Raw genomic sequence first — 22,008 nt, 5'->3', positions numbered from 1 at the left:
AAAGAGGAAGAAAAAGTGCTGGATCATTGTCTCCTGCAGGGGCTTTTGCAGGCTGTTCACGGCATAGTAGCATGTCACACCATCAGGCGAATCATGAATTTTATCCGCCACAGATTCTACTCATCGGCAAACTCCGCATCTTGCTCTGCTACTGGAACAGCGCTTTGAAATTCGCGTCTGACCAGACAGCTCTATGTGTTTCCTCAGGAAATTGAATGAAATCATTGATCATCAAATTATATAACAGTCGTTCTTTGTGTGGGAACAGCAATGGATACAGCAGAAAATCTTTCACATTAGCAGTAACTAAGACACTATCAGCAGCATATGCGCTATAAAGAATCCGTGAGTCGGAAACACCGCCATACGCCATTTTCCCGGCAGTAAGAGTATCTTTGAAGTTAGCCCGTAAATAAGCGGTCATTTTACGGATGGAATGCTCCAACTCATCAGACACAGGAGGAGAAGTCTCCTGACACACATCTAATAGTTTTCGCACGCGCATGTTCTCGTTCCCACTAAGTGTATAGGATTGGATCTCCAGCTCTCTTTTAACTTCCGCAGGAACAAGTATGATTGCGGATCCTTCAGCAACCTCACTCTTTATTTTTCTCCAGAAAATTTTAGCAGCAAGCCGTAAATCAGGTTCGCCTGTTTTGTTGGCATGGTATCTTATAACGTTCGTATCAACCGTGTACTGTTTGAAATCATCCACCATGGTGCTTAAACTCCGGAATCCAACTGAGTCAGCACTTCATCGGCAAGTGCTGCTGATTGCTTCTTGAGTTTGGCCCTTTTGTCGATGAATCGTTCCCAATTGGGCTGCTCCATCAGTTGAGCTGTTGCGATGCGCCACTTTCCACTGCCTTCGAGCGTCTGCTGAGCGGAAAGCTTTCCTTCAGCGCAATAGCGCCGAATCATTTGAGGACTGATCCCCATGATTTCTGCGGCATCTCTCACCGTCACGTAAGGTGGAATATTGAATTCTCTGCTAAGCGCTTCAAACGCCTCTTGTTTTTCGTCTTCTTGCAGTTCGCGGTCAAGCCTCGTTTTTTCCCGTTCCAGCTCTTCATACAGCCGCATCAGCTTTACGTATTCCCGCGCACGCTTACTTTTGATCCGTTCATCAGAAGGCAGTGATTTCACTGAATTAAGCAATTCGAGCATGTCAATCACCTCGTTTTTCTCTATTATATTTGGCTCTAAGACGAAAGAAAAGAAAATAACGAAACTTTTGAAACCTGTCATCCCTTTATCGGCCAAGACCTATTGGTTGTGTCCCTGTAGTTGTGTCCCTGTGCTGATAACGATTCAGTTTATTCACTACAATTGCATAGAATGAAATCAGTTAGTGGTGGTGCTCGGTTTGCAGCTGCTGTGCTAGTCATCATCAAAAGCGGTCAAATTTGGTTGTGTACGGGTCTTGTTTGATTCCCTGCAGACGGAGGACAAAAATGCTGAAAAAAGTTTTCAGAAAAGCTTGCGGTTTCCCTTTTGAATTATTATGATTAATTAATAATAAATATACATAAAGGAAGAAGGGTTAATGGATGGAACATATGGGCTTTTTATCATTGATTGCGCCGATCGTGGCCGTGATATTGGCGGTCGTGACGAAGAACGTGCTGATTTCGCTGTTTTTCGGTGTGTTCTCAGGGGTGCTGATTTTAAGTGGCGGCAATCCGCTGCAAGCAACGACAGGCACGATCGGTGAATATTTATTCCTGCAGCTGACGGACAGCTATAACGCCGCCATTCTCGTCCTGCTGTTTTTCATCGGCGGCTTTGTGGCGCTTGTGGAAAAATCCGGGGGAGGCGCGGCGCTGGCAGAGAAAACCGTGAAACGCATCACTTCCCGGGGCAAGGCCCAAGTTTCAGCATGGGCAGGGGGGATCGTCATTTTCTTCTCGGATCTCGGCACTCCGCTCATTGTCGGACCTGTGTTCGAGAAAATCTTCGATAAACTGAAGATTTCGCGCGAAAAACTCGCCTGGATCATCGATTCAACGGCTTCGCCGGTAGCGGTGCTGATCCCGTTCATCGGCTGGGGCGTGTATATCATGGGGATCCTCAAGGAAGAGTTCGATCGCGCGGGCATAGCGGCTTCTGAATTTACGACATTCGTCCAGGTGATTCCGTTCCAGTTCTACGCCATTCTTACTGTCATCCTCGTCCCGGTGATCGCTTTTTCGAAATTCGACTTCGGACCGATGGCGAAAGCTGAACAGCGGATGCAGCAGACCGGCCAGCTGTACTGGCCGGAAGCAAAGCCGCTCAGACGGGCAGGAGAGACGGAAGAACTCGGGAAAGGCAGCCATGCCATCCTCATCTGGCTGCCGCTGCTTGTGCTCTTCGTCACGCTGTTCGGACTGCTCGTCTCAAAAGGGTTTCCGGTTACGCCGGTTGCCGGCGGGGATTTCCGCATCGCCCTGACGACCGCATACTTGTTTGCAGCGGCCGTGCTGATGGGACTCATGCTGATCTATAAAGTGAAAACGTTTGAACAGATCTTCGAGATTTACACAGGCGGCATGCAGAAGATGGTGTATGTCGCGGCGACCCTTGTGCTCGCCTGGTCGTTAGGCAAAGTGATCGGCGAGATGGGGACGGCCGCCTATATCGTCGAAGCGATGCGGGAAAACGTACCGCCGTTCATCATTCCGGCCCTGCTGTTCATCATCGGGGCGGTTATGGCGATTGCGTCCGGCACTTCGTGGGGAACATTCGCCATCATGCTGCCGATCGCCATTCCGATGGCCATCGGGCTGGATGCACCACTTCTCGTATGCATAGGTGCCGTGCTGTCCGGCGGGATCTTCGGGGACCACTGCTCGCCGATTTCCGATACGACGATCCTGTCGTCGACGGGTGCGGGGGCGGACCACATCGACCACGTCAAAACCCAGCTGCCGTATGCGCTATTGAACGCATCTGTCGCGCTCGTCGGCTATGTGATCGCCGGCCTGACAGGCAGCGTCTACACCTTGCTGCTGACAGTCTTCCTGCTGTTCCTGTCGCTCTTTGTCCTATCCAGAAAAGGCCGCGGCCGCGCCGTGGTGCCATATGCCGTAAAATAATAAAACCCGTCTTCCGGTTCTGAACTGGAAGGCGGGTTTTATTTTGTCCCTGTGCTGAAAACGATTCAGTTTATTCACTACAATTGCATAGAATGAAATCAGTTATTGGTTGTACTGGACGTGAGCTGCAATAAAATTCAATGATGTAAATTGACAGAATCATTTCTGACACAGGGACATCTTTCAGGGCGGGCGGCTATCCCCGAACGGAAGGGGGTGGTAGAGATGACAGTGTACGAGGCATTGCTGTTTGCGATAGCTTTTGCCGTCCTGCTGCTGGCCGTAGCTTCATCAAACCAAAAAAAATAACCCGTCCTTGAGTTGAGCGCTCGGCGGGTTATTTCTGATGATGCAGCCGCCCCCTTGAAGGGACCTGTTCGTTGCTTGCCGTCGGTGTACCAGCACCGGCGGTATTTTTATATTTCACTTGTAATATATACCCCGATCGACTTAAAACCAACCGTGCTGCAAAGCGCTAATCCCGCTTCGCCAACAAAAAATACCGCTGCTGCATGCTGAATCTCACAGAATGCGCCGCCTTTCCTTTGGCGAATACGCCTCATGAAAGGGATGACGCACCGTCTCCGAACGGGCAGCTAGCGTCTTATATGTACGATATGCGCTCCCGGCTATAAAGCAATTTTAGCGATTGGAATCGGCGAAGTTTTTCTCGAGTATGATTTTAGGTTCGCCCTCGGAATCCGTATACGTTCCAATGACATCGAACCCGTGCTTGAGGTTCAGGATGAGCATGTCCCGCCATTTATTCTTCGTCTGTGTCTGAATAGAGCGGTATCCGCTCGCCTTTGCATGCTGGTGCTGCCGGTCCATCAGTTCGGAAGCGATGCCCCGGCTCCGGTACTCAGGATCCACGCCGCCGAGCCAGCTGTAGAACTGCTCGCGGTTCAGCGCGTAGCCGATCTTATAACCGACAATCGTTTGCTCATCGGATGCGGTAACGATGTGCAGCTTCGGCTTTTCGCGCATTCTGCCTGCCAAGTCATCTGAGCTGCCGAAAATGCGCTCATGGAATCGGACCAATCCGGCCAGCACGTCTTCACCAGGTATTCCGTCGTACACCGTAAATCGGATCGTCAACTTCATCCCTCCGTTCGTGAATTCCTGCTTGCTTAAATCACCGCCACTAATAAATACCGCTGCTGCGTCACTTCGAAAAAGCCCTCCTGCAATATCCGCTCGTGGATGGCAAACAGCTCATCCCGATACTTCTCCACCGTGAACCCCGGCACTTGCCACGGAATCGCTTTCAAATAATACACGAGCGCGCCGATATCGTAAAACCGCTGGACAGGGAACGCTTCCCGCTTGAGTGTGACTGTGAATCCTTCTTGTTCGAGTGCTTCACACATCGGTTCCAGTTCGGAATGCGCCGTCCGCGGGTTCGACGGCTCGCCGAGCGCTTCGTTGATTTCCCGGCAGTCGCGGCCGCCGACCTGCTGGGTGATGAACGTGCCGCCATCCTTCAGCATGCGCCGGACTTCCTTCGCCGAGAAGTTCTTGTGCCGGTTCAGGATCAAATCGAACGCGCTGTCTGGAAACGGCTGGTCTTCCTGATCGAATTCCTGCTCGACCCGGACACCGAGGGGCTCCAGCTTCCGCTTCGCCACCGGCACATTCGGCGCGTAGCCTTCCGTCGCGCACAAATTCGCGGGGAACGGCTGCAGCTTCGCGAGGAACTCGCCGCCGCCCGTCCCCATATCGAGCACGGAAACCGACTTCCAGAAATACGGCAGCACGATGCTTGCATACGACCACGGCAGCGCCCCGTTCTGGAGTCTCCCGGTATCTGAAATAAACGAAAAATCCCAGCCGGCAAACGGCTCGTCTGCATCTTTTAAATACGAGTCAAACAAGTCATCCCGATAACTATTGCTCATTCAGCAGCGCCTCCCTTACAAAACTTCAGCATCGCGTCAGCACGCTCCGGCTCTTGGAGTGCGCCGACCAGCTGGCATGCTGCCACGGCAAACTCCGCGAATGCCGTGCCTTTTGCCGTGATGATGTTCTCGCTAGTTTCGATGGCGTTGCCCGTGTAGCGTGCTTTCGAAAACAGTTCCTGGTGGTTCTCGTATGTATGGGGCAGGCAGGTGAAATCCCGGCCGTCCAGAATACCTGCTTTACCAAGCAGCAGAGCGGACGCGCAGATCGATGCGATTGGCACCCCGAACGAAACGGCATCCTGCAGGGCGGTCCGTACAGATTCATCGTTAAGGATGGTATCGACTCCGTCACCGCCTGAAATGAGGATCAGGTCGAATCGCTGGATATCGAAATCACTCAGCAGTCCATTAGCAACTGTCTGGAGTCCGCCGAGACTTTCCACCGGCTCTCCGTCCACCGTCGCGGTGATAACCTTCGCTTTCGCAGTCTTACGGAGCAGGAACAGGGCATGGCCGATTTCAAAATCTGCGTAATGCGGGTAAGCGAGGAATAAGACGTGTTTCAAGAGGCTTCCTTCTTTCTTATGGAGTTAACTGAATTAGCGTAGCATACCCGTTGGGAATTAAACAGAACAGAAAAATGGGAGTCAGAATACGAGATGCAATAAAGAAAACGTAATAGGAAATGGGAAGTTCCTTGCTACATCATAAGATGAAGATAAGAGATAAAAAAATTTCAGGGGGCTTGCATCAACCGTTAACTAAAATTGGTGAATAAAAATCAAATTTATCAGACAAATTAAACAAACATTTAATACGCTCTAGTGTGTTAATTAACTCCTGTGGTAAAATTATGTAAACGCTAAGGGCATTTTTGATGTTTTTCTGGTCAACGAAATAACTTATTAAAAAAATTAGGGGGCATGAAAATGATTGATGAGGTATGGAATAGAATAATCAAATATGATGGCCAAGAATTCACTCAAATTCGTGGCCAGAAATTCACCTATAAAGTAGCTGGAAATTCTCTTGTGTTAAGCACAACCAATCATGCGATCTCAAGAAGGACTTTAGAGAAGGCTTTTCAATTTGTTCCCCTAGAAAATACAGTTCCAATTCAGAATTTATTTGCACCATCTTACTTATTCGCACTTTTAAATGATGAGAGAATTCGACAAGGTGAATGGTAACAATCTAGAAGGAGGAAAAGTGATGAGCGGAAGTTACTTCTACGAGTTTGTTGAACCATTCAATGAAAAATTGGCACATGTTGCAAGAGACCTAGAGAACAGCATATTTGTGAGCCCTCGTACAATGCTTACTCATTCGCGTACATTTGTAGAGGCACTCCTGACTAATGTTATGCTTACTGAGAAAATTGAAGCGAATCCATGGACGACGCTAAAAGAACGGCTAGATACTCTAAGTACAAAAGGGTACTTAACGGCTGAAGTACGGGACGCTTTGCATCATGTAAGAAAGACAGGAAACCAGGCTGCACATGAAACGCGTGCATTCCGCTTCAGTGAAGCGTTGTTGTCTTGGGAAGCTATATACATAGTCGTCAAATGGTATATGGAAGTCTATGGACCAGTAGATGGAGAAGTGCCGGCTTATAAAGACCCTAAACCTAAGCAAGGTGAGAATTACGATTTAACTGAACTAGAAAAACGTCTCCTAGGACTGGAAGAGTTGTTTAAGAAGTCCATCTCCCAACCAACAGAAGAAAAAGAATTGCCTCAAGTTGTTTCTGCACCTATAGCGGCCGAACCGCCTGGATTTACTTCCATCCGAACAATTTCGTACAAAAAGCAGACCCTTTCTGTACCATATTTCCTTAGAGATGCATTTTTGTTGCCTCAACGATTCGATAAATCTGAAACCTTTCTCATCCGATTAGGAGCTGAACAGCAAGCTCGAATAATAAGTGAGCTTCCTGAAAACCTGGAAGGGATACATGAACATGTAAAGAGATTTAACGAAAAGAGTGACGAACTTTTATTCAAAGAATTAAGTCTTTTTATTGAAGAAGAGAAGGAACGCCGAAAAGTGAGACTGGAGAGACCGGGAGAGCTATTCCTTTTCTACAGATCCGAATATATTATTGTCACTGAGGAGCTAGCAAAAACTCCTTTAATTAAAGAGGAATTCAGCGGGATTCCAAGTTTGGTTCGACAGCTTCAGGAAGATTCCCTTTCAACGGTTGGACAGTTGCCACAGGAACTCGTTATATTGGCGAAATACGCGAATGTCGGGGCTGGGACTGTCGAAAAACTGTTTCAACAGCTTCAACAAAAGCAAGAGGCTTTACAACGATTAATATCTTAAAAAATTCATTTGATTTAATAGAAAAGCATAGTGAGAGGGATGGCAATGGTAATGAGAATGCTGGATAACAAGCGTTCAGGAATTGTTGGAGATGCGATTAGTCCCTATCTTAAAAAAGGCCATAAGGCATCAATCATGGCTTCTTTATTCAGTATCCATGCCTTTGACTTTTTAAAGGAAGAACTGAATAGCGTCGAGTCTGTTCGGCTGCTGTTATCAGAGCCTGCTTTTATGAGCTCAAATAGAGTAGCAGGGAGTACAAGAAGAGATCGCCTATTAAGGGAAAGTCATTTGTCTGGAACTGCTCAAGAGTTTTTCTTGCGGAATAATCTTAATCAAGCAAAAATCGCGAAAGAGTGTGCAGATTGGATCAGGAGTAAAGTTGAAATAAAAGCACTAACAGAGTCTGTCGCTGGTACAAATTTATACATCTCTCAAAATGCAAAGAGAGAGGGAGTAGCAGTTCAAGGAAACTCAAATTTCACTGCGGAAGGGCTTGGATATGTTAGTTCACCTATTCCGCATTTAAGCACCTCTAATACAGAAACAGCGGGTTATATTGAATATTTTGACGCTCTTTGGAAAGATGAGCAAAGAACAGAGTCGGTAAGGGAAGAGGTCTTGAAGAGACTCGAACTTCTTTACCGGGACCAAACACCTGAGTTTCTATACTTTGTTACTCTCTATAATATTTTCCGGGAGTATATCGAAGAGTTTAATGAGGACGAAGTTATCAAGGAGAAAACCGGGTTTAAGGATACAGTTATTTGGAACAAGCTATACAAATTCCAAAAAGATGGTGTTATTGGAGCTATCGATAAACTCGAAAAGTACAATGGCTGTATTATAGCAGACAGCGTTGGACTTGGAAAAACACTCGAAGGGCTAGCGGTTATAAAATATTATGAGTTAAGGAATGACCGTGTTCTAGTACTTTGTCCGAAGAAATTGCGTGAGAATTGGCTTGTATATACACAAAACGATAAAAGAAACACCTTTAATAAAGACCGGTTCAACTTTGATGTATTAAATCATACAGATCTCAGCAGATTCGATGGTTTATCTGGAGACATTAATTTGGCTTCTATAAATTGGTCGAACTATGACTTAGTTGTTATTGATGAATCGCATAATTTCCGGAATAATCCAACTCGAAAGAACCGGGAAACAAGGTATTCAAGATTGATGAAAGAAATAATAAAATCAGGCGTGAAAACGAAAGTTCTCATGTTATCAGCTACACCTGTGAATAATAAAATGACAGATCTGAAAAACCAAGTAGCGTTTATAACAGAAGGAAAAGATAATGCGCTAAGTAAAGCAGGAATAGAAAGTATCGATGCGACTCTTCGTAATGCGCAGACAGTTTTCAATCGGTGGTTGAAATATGGAGAAACTGCGCGAACTTCCGAAAACCTTCTTGAAATGCTTAATTTTGATTACTTTAAACTACTCGATACATTAACGATTGCACGATCAAGGAAGCATATTGAGAAGTATTATAATATGAGTGAGATAGGGAAGTTTCCAGAGAGACTTAAGCCTTTGAATATCAAGTCGGAGATTGACGAAACTGGACAATTTCCTAGAATTGATGAGGTGAACCGGATTATCAATCGATTGAACTTGAGCGCCTATTCTCCAATCCGGTATGTTCTTCCTGCGAAACAACAGGCTTACAGTCAACGGTATGACATGCAAGTAAGTGGCGGCTCTATCTTTAAACAAATTGATAGAGAAATGAGCTTGATCCACTTGATGCGTGTAAATATGTTGAAACGAATGGAAAGTTCCATCAGTTCTTTCGGCTTTACAGTTGCAAAGCTCCTTACAAGAGTAGACAACCTCATTGAAAAACTTGAATCTTTTAAAGTGAATCCAAAAATAGATGTTTCAATCCAAGATATTGATTTTGAAGATGAAGACTTTAATGATCAGTTAATTGGATCAAAAGTAAAGGTTCTCATCAGTGATATTGACCGGGTTAAATGGCTTCAGGATTTAAGAAGTGACCAAAGGATATTGGAAAGTCTTTTATTAGAAACTGCTCCAATTACGCCAGAACGGGATGCAAAACTTAACCATTTAAAATCAGCTGTTACAGAGAAAATCAAAAGTCCGCTAAATGTGAATAATAAGAAAGTTTTGGTATTTACTGCATTTGCAGATACCGCAATTTACCTGTATGAACAGTTGGCAGACTGGATCAAGCGGGAACATGGATTGAATGCAGCTTTGGTAGTGGGTACAGGCAATAACAAATCAACCATTCCAAAACTCCGGTCTGATTTAAGTTCTATCCTGACAAGTTTTTCACCTAATTCAAAAGAACGCGATAAGACAGATTTAGGATTGGGAATGGAAATAGATTTATTGATTGCAACTGATTGTATTTCAGAAGGTCAGAACTTACAGGACTGCGATTATCTCATCAATTATGATATCCATTGGAACCCGGTTCGTATTATCCAGCGCTTCGGTCGCGTGGATCGTCTCGGTTCTAAAAATGATGTTATCCAATTGGTTAATTTTTGGCCGAATATGGAGTTGGAAGAGTATATCAGTCTGGAAGAACGTGTGAGCGGTCGAATGATCTTGCTTGATATCTCTGCAACCGGTGAAGAAAACGTAATCGATGAAGATGCTGGAGAAAAAATGAATGACTTGGAATACCGGGCGAAGCAACTTAAGCAATTGCAAGAAGCTGTTCTGGATCTTGAAGATATATCCGGCAGCATTTCAATCACTGATTTGACGTTAAATGACTTTAAGATGGACCTGTTGGATTATATGGAAGTGAACAAGCAAGAAATAACTAATGCCCAAAAAGGATTGTTCGCTCTAGCAAATAAAGAATTGTTGCCAGAAGATCTAAGAAATGAAGGAATCATCTTCTGCTTAAGGCATACACAAAGCCGTGCCAAATTGAATGATAGAAGTTCTCTGTATCCATTTTTCCTGATTTATATGGACTTAGAAGGAACAGTTAAGCTTGGGCACAATAAGACAAAACAGATTCTGGATCTTTTTAGGAAGGCATGCCAAGGCCAACGGAGTATAAACCAAGAACTTATTACAGTTTTTAATGATGAGACTGACTTTCAAGCAGATATGGATCCGTATATAGAGTTACTTAAAAAAGCCTCGGAATTCATTTTGGGAATTGTGGAGGAGCAAGGAATGGCTTCGTTGTTCTCACTGGGGCAATCCTCATTGCTACAGAATACGTCTTCATCGACTGATGATTTCGAAGTGATTTCATACCTAATATTGAAGTAGGTGTTTGAATTGAGAGACGTGTTACTAGAAAAGTTAGGTTATCCAAAGAAGAGTATAGTGAATCGGATTTTAGCCAAGGATCGTATTGTACAATCGGGGGAGCTGACGCAAAGCGAGAAGGATTATCTGACTTCTGAAATTGATCGTGTTTATATATTAGCAGTGCTGAATGAATCGAGTACGAATGTTGCTACCTATCGTTCTGAGCAATATCGATATGAGGAAATCCTTTGTCTATACGTACAGCTGCGCGAAAAACAGAAGGTAGATCAGCTAAAGAAGTTGTTCCATCGGATATTTCCTAATCCGGTTTTTCTGATTTTCGCTTCATTTGAAGGTGAGCTGATGATGAGTACTTGTACTAAACGATTGAATTTACAAAATGATTTAAAGGTTATTAGTGATAAAGTTGTTTCTACAGGTTGGTTTACTTTTGCTGCTGATTCTGAATATAGTAAACTTCTCAATTCATTGAACTTTGTAAAGCAGCCCCTTGCGAATCTGCATGAATTGTATAAGCATATGGACTCCAAACTAAGAGTATCTAAAGCTATCGATGTGGTGGGCACCTATCCTACAAGCGGAACAAACCAAGAGGAAGTACTTCAGTTGATAGAGAGAATTGAAAAATTGAATGTGAGTATTGAAACCCTTGAGAAAGAACAAAAGAAAGCTATTGAATTCAATGAAAAGATGGAATGGCATATGAAAATAAAACAAAACGAGCAAGAGGCAGAGAAAGAAATAGAGAGACTGAGAGGGATAATTTAAATGCAAAAACTCGACGGGAAGACGGCGAACATTGCTCAAGAAAATATTGAGAAATTAAAACAACTGTTCCCAGAAGTGTTTACGGAAAACAAAATAGATTTCGAGAAACTTCAACTAACTCTTGGAGAACATATTGAAACAGAAAAGGAAAGATATCAGTTCACTTGGAATGGGAAGACAGAAGCAATGCAGCTTGCTCAGAAACAATCAACAGGGACATTGATACCAGTAAGAGAGGAAAGTGTGAACTGGGATTCAACTCAGAACATTTACGTAGAAGGAGACAATTTGGAAGTACTCAGACTTTTGCAACTTTCATATTTTAATAAGATTAAGATGATTTATATTGATCCTCCATATAATACTGGAAATGATTTTATTTATAAAGATGACTTTCAGGACAATATAGAAAACTATAAGGAAACGATTGGAGAAAGTTTTAAGTCAAATGCTGAAACTAACGGAAGATATCATACTGATTGGCTAAATATGATGTATCCAAGGTTAAAAGTAGCAAAATCGCTTTTAAGTAAAGACGGAATGATTTTCATTAGTATAAGTGACCACGAAGTTCATAATTTACGTAAAATATGTGATGAAATCTTCGAGGAAAAAAATTACGTTGGAACGATTGTTTGGGAAAAAAAGAAAAAACCTTCATTCCTTGATAGAAATATGGGGAGTGTTACAGAATACATTATTATCTATAGTAAAAATAATGCTATTACTAAACCTCTATCGATAGATTTAACAGAGGCTGGTAAGAAATATCCTCTTAACAACGCTGGAAACTCTGAAAAAGTGCTTACCTTTCCTGTAAACTCTGTATCTTTTACTGCTATAGAAGGTTCAGTGGAAGCGCAAGACATGTCTGAAGGGAAAATTAAAACGACACTTTTAGACAACATAGTCATCGAAAACGGAACAAATAAAGAATCTTTTAGACTTAAAGGAGAATGGAGATATTCACAAGAAAAATTAGATGAAATTATAAATAATGGTGAGGAGATAGTGATTAGTAAAATTCCATTCAGACCAAATCATATAAAAAAGGGTGGAGAAATAAAGAAGATAAAAAACCTTTTTACTCTAAGTGGAGGATTTCCAACATATGAGGATGCAGATAAGGAAATTACTAATTTATTTGGAACAAAAATGTTTGATTATACGAAACCTGAATTGCTTATCAGGAAGCTTTTACAATCAATGCTTTATGATGATCCAGAAGCAATAGTGTTAGATTTTTTTTCCGGTTCTGGTACTACTGCTCATGCGTTAATGAATCTTAATTCTTCTTTGGGTGGAAAGAGAAAATTTATCCTAGTTCAAATACCAGAAAGTATTCATGAAACAGAAGAAGCTTTTAAAGCAGGATTCAAAAATATTTGTGAAATCGGAAAAAATAGAATTCGAAGAGCAGGTTCAAATATAATTGAAACAAATCAGGACAACCAAAACATAGAAGAGGTAGATATTGGATTTAGAGTGTTTAAGTTAGACAAAACAAATTTGAAAATTTGGGATGAAGAAGCAGGTGAAATTGAAGAAAACCTTTTCTCTTTAGAAACAGCAGTGAAAGATGGACGTTCACAAGAGGATGTTCTATACGAAGTCTTATTGAAATATGGGATAGAGTTAACTGTGCCAGTCGAGGAAAAGCAAATTAGAGGTAGAACTGTATTTTCTGTTGGGTTTGGGTATTTAGTAGTCTGTCTAGAAATTGGACTCTCACTTGAAGATATTGAATATATAGCAAAATCTTATAAGAAATGTGAACGAATGGTTTTCTTAGATAACGGATTTGCTAGCGACGAAGTAAAAATTAATGCTGAACAAGTATTGAAGCGTAATGGTGTAACTGATATTCGTGTTATTTAAGAGGAGGGCATCAAGTGAGAATTAAATTCGATAAACAACAGTACCAGCATGATGCCATCCAATCAATAACTGATTTATTTAAAGGGCAATCAAGCAATGTTTCAAATTTTACAGTGAACATGGGAAACATCGTCGGATCAGAAGTGACAACTCTAGGAGTCCGAAATAATTTGGAATTGTCCTCGTTGGATGTTATGGATAACCTGCAGGAAATTCAAATGCATAATCATTTAAAGTTGAGTCATGACATCCAAGATTGGAATTTTACAGTGGAGATGGAAACTGGAACGGGGAAAACTTATGTGTATACCCGGTCTGTTTTCGAACTAAACAAACTTTATGGTTTCACGAAATTTATTATTGTCGTCCCAAGTGTCGCGATTAGAGAAGGTGTATATAAGTCCCTTCAGATGACAGAAACTCACTTTAAGGATGAGTTCCCGGGGCAGAGCTGCCATTATTTTAAATACGATTCTTCTAATTTAGAGCAAGTACGGGATTTTGCGACAAGCACGAATATCGAAGTAATGATTATCAACATCGATGCATTCAGGAAAAGTTTCGATGATCCTGAAAAGGAAACGAAAGCGAATCTCATTCACCGGGAACGGGATACGATGAACGGTATGAGACCTATTCAGTTCATCCAAGAAACGAACCCTATTGTCATTATTGACGAACCACAAAGCGTGGATAACACGCCCGCTGCAAAAAAAGCAATTGCCTCGCTCAATCCAATGTGCAAATTGAGGTTTTCAGCGACTCACAAAGAGACCTATAATCTTATTTACCGACTGGATCCGGTGGATGCATATGAGCAGAAATTAGTTAAGAAAATAGAAGTGCTCTCTGTCACTTCTGATGAAGACCATAATGATCCTTACATAAAACTCGTTAATGTTTCTAATAAAAGCGGTTATAAGGCTAAATTGGAAATTGATGAGCTAAAGAAAAACGGATCAGTAAAGCGCACTGTTAAAGAAGTGAATCCTGGTAGTAAGAACAACTTGTTTACATTGTCAGGTGAACGCGAGTTATATTCTGGATATATTGTGGAAGGAATTAATGCGGAACCGGGCAATGAATCGATTGAATTCAGTAACGGGAAGTTCTTGAAATTAGGAGGAGTTATAGGTGGATTGGATGAGGATCAACTGAAACGACTTCAGATTCGAGAAGCTATCCGGGCACATCTGGAAAAAGAATTATCATTAGTTCATAAAGGGATAAAAGTATTAAGTCTTTTCTTTATTGATCGTGTAGAGAATTATCGCCTTTATCCAAAAGAAGGGGAGCCGCAGAACGGCAAATATGCTGAAATATTTGAAGAGGAATACATGGAGCTCATTAAGTCACCAAAGTACCGGACTCTCTTTGAAGAAGATAAATATATATCAAATCAGAAAGTAAAAGACGTGCATGATGGATACTTCTCACGAGATAAGCAAGGCAGGTATAAAAATAGCTCCATTACAAAAGAGGGTGCATTGCGAGGTAATAAGGACGATGAATCGGCATTTGAACTGATTATGAAGGATAAAGAGCGACTGTTAAGCTTTGATACTCCTCTCCGTTTCATCTTTTCCCATTCTGCTTTGAAAGAAGGATGGGATAACCCGAACGTGTTCCAAATTTGTACATTGGTCGAATCCAAGGATCCATTGACCAAAAGACAGAAAATCGGGCGGGGACTCCGTCTGCCTGTCAATCAAGAGGGCATTCGTCAATATGATGAGAATATGAACATATTGACAGTAGTAGCAAATGAATCTTACTTTGATTTTGCCGAAAGCCTGCAAAAAGAAATGGAAGAAGAAACAGGGATTAGATTTGGATTTATTGAAGAACATTCTTTTGCAGAAATTACGATAGAAGATCAAGAAACTGGCGAAGTAAGTGCAATAGGATATGAACGGTCTGCAGAGATTTTTTCCTCTCTCGTGAAAGAAAACTATTTATCTAAATATGGAGAAGTTACAGAACGGCTTAAAGAAGAGCTGACTGAGGAAAACTTCGAAGTCCCAGTGGAATTTATCGAATTGCAGTATGGAATTATCGAAACTTTGAGAAAATCGATTAAGAAACTCCCTGTTTTGAAGAGAGATGATCGAGTAGAGATTCAATTGAATAAGCAAGTGCTTTTGACAGAAGAATTCAAGGAATTATGGAATCAGATCAAGTATAAGACTTCTTTCTCTGTATCGCTTGATTCAGAAAAGCTCATTCAAAATTCAGTAGAAAAGATTCGAAAGATGGATTCGATTAACGCTAGAAAAATCCGAACTGAACGAGCTGCAATTAAGACAGAACGAAAAGGCGTGTCTGGAGAGGGCAAAGGATTTAGAGTAGCTGAACTGACAGGAGAGAAGCGAAAGCTTCCTGATATTCTGCGATATCTTCAAGATCAAACCGTATTGAAGCGGAAAACTTTGATTGAAATTTTGGTGCAGTCAAAGCGACTCGATGATTTCAAGAAAAATCCGCAAGCCTTTATGGAAGCCGTAGCAAAAATTATCAATAAAGAAAAACAGAAAATGATTGTTGATGGAGTGAAGTATGAGAAAATCGGGGAGCATGAATACTTTTCTCAAACGTTGTTTGAAGAACAAGAGCTGATTGGGTATCTAAAGAAAAGCGCATTACAAGTATCAGGCGGGAAGACACTTTACAATTACATTCAATACGATTCTGACGTCGAACGTGATTTTGCTCATGATTTAGATCAAGACGAAGACGTGAAGCTATTTGTCAAACTTCCATCTAGCTTTGTTATTGACACACCATTGGGTAATTATAATCCGGATTGGGCCATTTTACTTGATAAAGATGGAGTTGAAAAGCTCTATTTTGTAGTCGAGACAAAAGGAACATTAGATATAGAAACTCTTCGCACAAGAGAAAGTGCAAAAATCCGCTGTGGAGAAAAACATTTTGAAGCCCTGCAAACAGGAGTGGTGTATCGAGTTTCGGATAGTTACGAGGAGTTTAAGGGAAATATCAATTATAGTTAAAGGAAGTTTTGAGCTGGCTAGAATACTAAGCCAGCTCGTTTTAAAACATTAATTTCAAGACTCTTTTAAATAGTAAGACTTGCGAAAAGGGGTAAGTGAAGTTGGAAGCAAACATTTTTAGAACGGACTTAACCTTTGGGAAAGCAAGACAATTTTTAAGGAACGAAGGATTTTATCCTCTTGGTAACCTTCGGAGAATTCCATTTAAAAAAATTATTCTTGGAGAATCTTTGAATAAGGTAATAACTTGTGAATTCTACTATAAATCAGAGCTAAAGGATGATGAGGAAATTCCTTGGTTAGAGTCTTGGAGATATTTCTTCGAGATTACTCAATTCGAGAAAAAGCAATTTTCTCTCAACTATGGTTGTATTCTTTTAAGCGTTGACAATAGCAGATATTTTATTAGTTATGGGAGAGCTCATCAAACAATAAGGAAAATCGCCGAACAAGATTTTGGTCTAGATATTGCCGAAAGAATTATTAACCCTCAGAGAATAGAAACTACAAATTCTTCTTTTATTAACAGTAATAAATCACGTGCATATACACAATTCAAGGGCCAAGGTTACTTGGTGACAGACGTCGGCGAAAGTAGCAACCAAGTTACTGGCAAAATCATTTTAGAATTTCAAGACCTGCTTCTACATAAATTAAAAGATAGCATGAAATTCAGCACTTCAGTAAAAATAGAATCAGCTGACATAGAAGACCAGGAATTAATTGGAATTGTTGGAGAGTTGCATTACATACTTACACACCATGCAGTTAAAAATCCATTGCCAAGAATGAATATATTGAAAAAAGATGATCCTCAGATTACTAAGTTAAAAAGATTACTTCAGATGGAAGTTTATAAAAATGAATTGTCGAAATTCAGCCTACAACAATTAGTGGATATAGGAGGAGAACAAAAATTTCCATTTAGTGAAGGTGGTTTGACCCTCTATTACTACAAACCATACGAGCTAGGCTCTTATACGCTAGAGGCGATAGTCGAAATAATTATAAGAGAGAAATTTGATAATATATTTGGGATAAAAATTAAGAATGAATCAAAAAATGAAAGTTATTCTTTAATTTCACTTCTGGATTATAGTACTGACATACAGGGAACTACATATAGCTTATACGACGGTAAGTGGGCGAAGCTAAATCAATCATTCATTGAGTATCTTCATCAGCAGGTGGAGCAGGTCAATAAGATTACGGAAGTAGATGAATCTTTCAATTTGACACCCACGGTACTAGGTGAAGGAAGAGAGATAGCCAGACAGAATCCTGACAAGTATGACCAAGTGAAGTATGCAGAGTACCCATACAATATCTACTTTGAAAACAAAAAGCAACTAATTTTGTTAGATAGGAAATCAGAACATAAGCAATACAGTGAAATCGAATTTGCTGATTTATACTCGCAAGCAGATAAAAAATTAACTCACGTAAAAATAGGTGGGAATTCGGAGTTCAGAGCTTGTGTAGCCCAATCTATGAATAGCGCAAAAATTTATAGTACTAATAAGATCATTCTGAATGATTATGGCATTACCGAGGTCATGACCATAGAGATGCTACTTGTTACTTCTCTAAAAAGCATCATCAAAGACGGAAAGGTCGATTTTAATAATTCAAAGTCATTGAATTTTAAGCTAGAACTAGTTAGGTGGTTTCAAAGCATAAAACAATCAGAATTCGCCCCTAAGATTGTGGTAGCCCGAGACGCTAGGGAGAGCGCCAATAAGAATCCATAGGTTTCCACTAATCTTTCCATCATGAAAAAGGAGGGGAACAAAAATGACTGGCGATACTTTAATTATCTTAGGCCTTATATTAACGGTAAGTATAATAGCAATTAGTTTTATGTACTTTTCGAATAAGAGAAATGTAAATTCGTATCGTGGAGAAGATATTGAAATAACAACTTTCAATTCTCGTAATATGGATGAAAGAGAAAGTAGAAAAATAGATAAAGAGGAACTTCAAAAAGTTATTCCTACAATTACAGAGATTCCATCGATCAGAGAGATGGAGAGCGGTTTCACCAAAGTTAATCTTCCGCCGATAGCTACCAATGACATCGCTCGGACATTCGCTGCAGGAGCTATTGCTTTTCAAGATAGCAAAGCTTTTAAAGTGCAGTTTAGTCCGGAAATTGTCGAAGGCATTAAAAATGGAACTGTATCTTTTTTAAAGAGGCAAGATGATACGGGTCTTTTACCAACAGTGACTAAAAAGGGAGTCAAAGGATTTTATAAGCAAGCTACTCTAGTGCAGAATGTTAACCCAGCTCTCGTTGCAAACGCGAGTTTTAATCTACTCTCTGCTGCCGTTGGACAAAAACAACTGGCAGATATTCAAAAATCTTTAAAATCAATTGACGAAAAAGTAGGGGATTTACTCAAAAGTCGGGATAATGATTTCAGAGGAAGTATTACTGGAGGGTTTAAGTATTTCAAGGAAGCTGTTGAACGATATCAGAGTGGAGCAACTTCTATAAATGGACCGGAAGATCATCAAATTGAAGAGAAATACAGAGAAATTATTACTGATATAGAAACACTCCATAAGGATATGCGAGACGGATTAGAAAAAGTAGATGGATTGAAAAAAGGTGAGTGGATAAGGAGAATAAAGCAACCAGCTTTTTTGAAGGATCTCGAGAAGTATTTGGAGGGCTTTGATAGTAAGCAAGAAATTGTGAAGTTGAATTTGAATTTTATTGATACATGCTACATTCCTTATCTTACCGTAGTAAGAGGTTATGAGAATGTAATACCTACTTCAAGAACATATCAGAAATTGATGAAAGAACATAACGAGTTAATTCAAGAAATGAACAACAAACTTATAAATATTGGAAGGGACTTTGACGTAAAAATCGCTTTAAGAAAGGAGAACTATAAGGCTAGAGCTATTGAGGGGGTTAATGGGAAATTGATCGAACCAATAGAAGCTAGTGGGTACAACCCAATTCATATTCCTTCGCAATTATTAATTGAAAAAGGAATTGATGGGAAAGTGTATGCTTACGTACCGAGTGAAAAGAAGGATAAAATAACTTATCAATATACTTCTTAAGCGAGCCGCACGTAGTATTTTTGCAAAGTAATATCTTTTTATGGCGACCGGGTTTTGATGAAAGCAAATAGTTACTGGAGTTGAATTTTAGGGGGAACTGTAATGTCATTAGCTGATAAAGAAAAGAAAGTACAATCGCAGACAAACTATGTACAACATTTTTCAACAAGAATTCCTTGGAAAGATAATGATTATACTGAGAGAATTGATAATAATCCGAAATACAATGTAGCTGCTCAAGTCATCCCAAATATTACATCTTCTCGGGATTTAGAATTTGAGGAAAGAAATAAAGGGAAATAAAATCGTGTCCCTGTGTTAAACACAATTCACTACAATTGGAGTTCATTCACGACTCTGCTAGTCATCTTTTTGAGAATGACGCCAATTGCCAATACCATTCCTAAAGAAAACCGAAACCCGCCTTTCCTTCCCGGAATCGGCGGTTTTTTCACGTTAAAAAAGCCTGCAACAGGTAGCGCCATCCATACGTTTCCAGTACGATGAAACTACCAGACCCGCAGAACGGAGGCAGCGTCATGAAAGAGGAACAGTTCAAGCGCATTAAGGAAGCGACGTATTTATCGACGGAGAAGACCGGGACATACCGGGCGATTCTGCGTTTCTTTTACATACAGCACGAGCGGATGAAGGAGTTTTTATTGCCGGAGGAAGTGTTCGCGCACTTGAAGGAGTACGCCGGGTTCGGAGACTATGCGATGGAGGAGCTCTACGGGGATTTGACGCAGCTCGTGAAATGGGAGAATCTGTCCGCCCAGCAGGAGAGCGGGAATGTCCGGACAATCAAGGAATTCAAGAAGCGCCGGTTCCGCTGTCAGTGCACGTTGCGGGTCACCGATAGGCAGTGGAAAACGAGCTTTCCTTTGCCTTCGATTTCCCTGTAATACCAAAAATCCTAAGGGGTGCTGACCATGAACATAACCAACATAGAGGAGTACGTGCCAGCTGTTCTATTTGCACGCGGTGCAGATTACTTTGAACGGGGTCTCGTCGAAGAACTGAACGAACCTGCGCCGCATCTCTGGAATGCCATAGTGGCTGGAAACGAGGATTACGAAGTATCGGTTATTTTAAATGACTCCGATGAGATTCTGTCTTCTTTCTGTTCATGCCCGTTTGAAAGCGATACATTATGCAAACACGAAATCGCCGTCTGTCTCGCCATCAGTGAATACAAGGGAGCGAACGATTTGGAATCTCCTGTGGTAGATATCCATCAGCAATTGAAACGTTTAAAGAAAGTGGAACTGCTTGGATTGCTGGAAGAATTGGCGGAGCGCGAACCAGCCGCGAGGCTGTTTTTGATGGAGAAACTCCTGCGAAAAGAAGGCATGGATGAACCGATGGCGCGGAAGCTGATCAGGGAATCGGCGAAGCGCGCAAGCCGCAGCGGGTTTATTGGCTGGAACGAGGCGGAAGAAGCGCTGGAAGGGGCATATGAAGTCCTGTCTTACGCCGATTCACTGACGCCTGACCGGGACGGCGAAGAGATGATCCGGCTTTATTTGACCGTCATATTCGAATGCAGCAAGCTCCTAGAAATGGCGGATGACTCGTCCGGTTCGTTTGGTGACGTAATCAGGGGGAGTGCGGATCGGATATACGAGGTGCTGGCGCAGTGGCCGGAACAGCCGGATGCCTCTGCAGTCGACCGAATTCTTGATTTGTTTTATCCCCACGTGCTGCATCACGTGACGCAGGATATGTCGGGTGTCCATCACTCGTTGGTCAGTGCGATTGTGCTGTTAGGCGAACGAAGCGGGTTTGGCGGGAAAGTTTATGAATTCATTGACCGAATCATTGAAAATGAGGCCATGCAGCACAAGAAGTACAAGTACGATGAAGAACATTTCCGCGTGTTTCAGCTGCAGCTGTTGCGCTCACAAGGGAATGACGGGGCGATTGGACGATTCATCCGGACACACCACGATATACCGGAAATCCGTAAAGCGGAAATAGACCAGGCGATGGAAGCAGGGGATTTTGAACGTGTCATCCGACTGTGCGAAGAGTCGGAAGAAATCGATGCGACCCTTCCAGGCCTCGTGGATGACTGGAAGAAGCTCCGTCTTGAAGCCTATCGCAAAGCCGGCCGGGAAGAGGAAGCATTGCCGCTGATGTATGAATTCGCAGCGGGGGGATCAGAAGCCTATTACCGGCAATTGAAAGCAGCGGCGGATCCGGAAAAATGGCCGGAGCTGCTTCAGTCGCTGCTGGCAGACATGGATAAATACTGGCGGGCACGCCGGCTGTATCTCTCCATCCTCATTGAGGAAGGGATGACGGCGGAATTACTGGCGTATTGCCAAGTCAGGAGCTATGAGATCGAAACGCTGTATCCGCATTTAATCAACGAATATCCGGAAGAAGTGAAAACTGTTTTCTCTTCATACATAATGGACCTCTTTGCGTCAGCTGCCGACCGGAAAAAGTACCGGGCGGCCTGCCGGAAAATTAAGGTTTACCGGAAAGCGTTGGGCGGGGAAGCTGCGACAGAACTGATTGAGGAATTGAAGTCGCAGTATCCGCAGCGGCCGGCGCTGCTCGATGAGTTGTCGAAGGTTTAAATCGGATGGTTGTTCAAGGTGTTGAGTGATTATAACTGCTATAAAAGAAACGTCCATGTTTTGAAAAAAACTGTTCGCCTTGACTGCGTTAAATACT

The 22,008-nt window shown here is 41.9% G+C and carries 17 protein-coding genes; 12 read left to right on the top strand and 5 right to left on the bottom strand.

Going from position 1 to position 22,008, the window contains the following annotated elements; genetic code table 11:
• Positions 1-148 precede the first annotated feature (148 nt).
• Both CCE92_RS07175 and CCE92_RS07170 read right to left on the bottom strand, forming a co-directional pair.
• Entirely contained in the window at positions 149-718 is a 570-nt protein-coding gene (locus CCE92_RS07175) for a PIN domain-containing protein (protein WP_088006842.1), read from the bottom strand.
• A gap of 5 nt (positions 719-723) precedes the next feature.
• On the bottom strand, positions 724-1,167 hold the full coding sequence (locus CCE92_RS07170) for a helix-turn-helix domain-containing protein (RefSeq protein ID WP_162287826.1): 444 nt from the start codon (positions 1,165-1,167) through the stop codon (positions 724-726).
• A gap of 383 nt (positions 1,168-1,550) precedes the next feature.
• Between CCE92_RS07170 and CCE92_RS07165 the strand changes: the two genes are divergently transcribed.
• Complete coding sequence (locus CCE92_RS07165) at positions 1,551-3,077, top strand: Na+/H+ antiporter NhaC family protein (protein ID WP_088006840.1); 1,527 nt, start codon at positions 1,551-1,553, stop codon at positions 3,075-3,077.
• Positions 3,078-3,719: 642 nt separating this feature from the next.
• Here CCE92_RS07165 and CCE92_RS07160 read toward each other — a convergent pair.
• From CCE92_RS07160 to CCE92_RS07150, 3 genes are read right to left on the bottom strand one after another with little or no spacing between them, the layout of a single operon-like run.
• Positions 3,720-4,175, bottom strand: coding sequence for a GNAT family N-acetyltransferase (locus CCE92_RS07160; RefSeq protein WP_420913228.1), 456 nt, complete (start codon positions 4,173-4,175; stop codon positions 3,720-3,722).
• 32 nt (positions 4,176-4,207) lie between these two features.
• Positions 4,208-4,975: a class I SAM-dependent methyltransferase gene (locus tag CCE92_RS07155; protein ID WP_088006838.1), complete on the bottom strand. Its 768-nt coding sequence runs from the start codon at positions 4,973-4,975 to the stop codon at positions 4,208-4,210.
• Positions 4,972-5,544: a DJ-1/PfpI family protein gene (locus CCE92_RS07150; protein WP_088006837.1), complete on the bottom strand. Its 573-nt coding sequence runs from the start codon at positions 5,542-5,544 to the stop codon at positions 4,972-4,974. Before CCE92_RS07150 ends, CCE92_RS07155 begins: the two co-directional genes overlap by 4 nt.
• A 363-nt stretch (positions 5,545-5,907) precedes the next feature.
• Here CCE92_RS07150 and CCE92_RS07145 point away from each other — a divergent pair, with 363 nt between their 5' ends.
• The 11 genes from CCE92_RS07145 to CCE92_RS07095 all read left to right on the top strand — a co-directional run bounded on the left by CCE92_RS07145 (position 5,908) and on the right by CCE92_RS07095 (position 21,911).
• Complete coding sequence (locus CCE92_RS07145; RefSeq protein ID WP_088006836.1) at positions 5,908-6,168, top strand: hypothetical protein; 261 nt, start codon at positions 5,908-5,910, stop codon at positions 6,166-6,168.
• A gap of 22 nt (positions 6,169-6,190) precedes the next feature.
• Entirely contained in the window at positions 6,191-7,306 is a 1,116-nt protein-coding gene (locus tag CCE92_RS07140) for a DUF4145 domain-containing protein (protein ID WP_088006835.1), read from the top strand.
• Positions 7,307-7,357: 51 nt separating this feature from the next.
• Positions 7,358-10,585 (top strand): DEAD/DEAH box helicase family protein, encoded by a 3,228-nt coding sequence (locus tag CCE92_RS07135; protein WP_338152465.1) that lies wholly within the window; start codon positions 7,358-7,360, stop codon positions 10,583-10,585.
• A gap of 18 nt (positions 10,586-10,603) precedes the next feature.
• The gene (locus CCE92_RS07130) at positions 10,604-11,356 is read left to right on the top strand and encodes a DUF4391 domain-containing protein (protein ID WP_241535912.1); all 753 of its coding nucleotides are present in this window, start codon (positions 10,604-10,606) and stop codon (positions 11,354-11,356) included.
• Positions 11,357-13,234 carry a site-specific DNA-methyltransferase gene (locus tag CCE92_RS07125; RefSeq protein ID WP_088006832.1) on the top strand — a complete coding sequence of 626 codons (1,878 nt, stop codon included), beginning with the start codon at positions 11,357-11,359 and terminating at the stop codon, positions 13,232-13,234. It abuts the gene before it with no gap.
• A 14-nt stretch (positions 13,235-13,248) separates the two neighbouring features.
• Positions 13,249-16,245, top strand: a complete 2,997-nt coding sequence (locus CCE92_RS07120) for a type III restriction-modification system endonuclease (RefSeq protein WP_088006831.1) — start codon at positions 13,249-13,251, stop codon at positions 16,243-16,245.
• 101 nt (positions 16,246-16,346) lie between these two features.
• Positions 16,347-17,996, top strand: a complete 1,650-nt coding sequence (locus tag CCE92_RS07115; protein ID WP_162287824.1) for a DUF6119 family protein — start codon at positions 16,347-16,349, stop codon at positions 17,994-17,996.
• 43 nt (positions 17,997-18,039) lie between these two features.
• Positions 18,040-19,323: a hypothetical protein gene (locus CCE92_RS07110; RefSeq protein WP_088006829.1), complete on the top strand. Its 1,284-nt coding sequence runs from the start codon at positions 18,040-18,042 to the stop codon at positions 19,321-19,323.
• A 102-nt stretch (positions 19,324-19,425) separates the two neighbouring features.
• Positions 19,426-19,626, top strand: a complete 201-nt coding sequence (locus tag CCE92_RS07105; protein WP_088006828.1) for a hypothetical protein — start codon at positions 19,426-19,428, stop codon at positions 19,624-19,626.
• Positions 19,627-19,862: 236 nt separating this feature from the next.
• Positions 19,863-20,228: a DUF2397 family protein gene (locus tag CCE92_RS07100; protein ID WP_088006827.1), complete on the top strand. Its 366-nt coding sequence runs from the start codon at positions 19,863-19,865 to the stop codon at positions 20,226-20,228.
• 27 nt (positions 20,229-20,255) lie between these two features.
• Positions 20,256-21,911: an SWIM zinc finger family protein gene (locus CCE92_RS07095; RefSeq protein ID WP_088006826.1), complete on the top strand. Its 1,656-nt coding sequence runs from the start codon at positions 20,256-20,258 to the stop codon at positions 21,909-21,911.
• Positions 21,912-22,008: the final 97 nt, after the last annotated feature.

Origin of the sequence: Indiicoccus explosivorum (genome assembly GCF_002167005.1) — a bacterium.
GTDB lineage: Bacteria > Bacillota > Bacilli > Bacillales_A > Planococcaceae > Indiicoccus > Indiicoccus explosivorum.
Note: the sequence above shows the minus strand (reverse complement) of the source record. Positions and strands in the feature narration are given on the sequence as shown.

Coding starts and splice junctions, on each gene's coding strand:
- CCE92_RS07175 (WP_088006842.1), bottom strand. CDS start 718: ATGGTGGATGATTTCAAACAGTACACGGTTGATACGAACGTTATAAGA.
- CCE92_RS07170 (WP_162287826.1), bottom strand. CDS start 1,167: ATGCTCGAATTGCTTAATTCAGTGAAATCACTGCCTTCTGATGAACGG.
- CCE92_RS07165 (WP_088006840.1), top strand. CDS start 1,551: ATGGAACATATGGGCTTTTTATCATTGATTGCGCCGATCGTGGCCGTG.
- CCE92_RS07155 (WP_088006838.1), bottom strand. CDS start 4,975: ATGAGCAATAGTTATCGGGATGACTTGTTTGACTCGTATTTAAAAGAT.
- CCE92_RS07145 (WP_088006836.1), top strand. CDS start 5,908: ATGATTGATGAGGTATGGAATAGAATAATCAAATATGATGGCCAAGAA.
- CCE92_RS07140 (WP_088006835.1), top strand. CDS start 6,191: ATGAGCGGAAGTTACTTCTACGAGTTTGTTGAACCATTCAATGAAAAA.
- CCE92_RS07135 (WP_338152465.1), top strand. CDS start 7,358: ATGAGAATGCTGGATAACAAGCGTTCAGGAATTGTTGGAGATGCGATT.
- CCE92_RS07125 (WP_088006832.1), top strand. CDS start 11,357: ATGCAAAAACTCGACGGGAAGACGGCGAACATTGCTCAAGAAAATATT.
- CCE92_RS07110 (WP_088006829.1), top strand. CDS start 18,040: ATGACTGGCGATACTTTAATTATCTTAGGCCTTATATTAACGGTAAGT.
- CCE92_RS07105 (WP_088006828.1), top strand. CDS start 19,426: ATGTCATTAGCTGATAAAGAAAAGAAAGTACAATCGCAGACAAACTAT.
- CCE92_RS07100 (WP_088006827.1), top strand. CDS start 19,863: ATGAAAGAGGAACAGTTCAAGCGCATTAAGGAAGCGACGTATTTATCG.
- CCE92_RS07095 (WP_088006826.1), top strand. CDS start 20,256: ATGAACATAACCAACATAGAGGAGTACGTGCCAGCTGTTCTATTTGCA.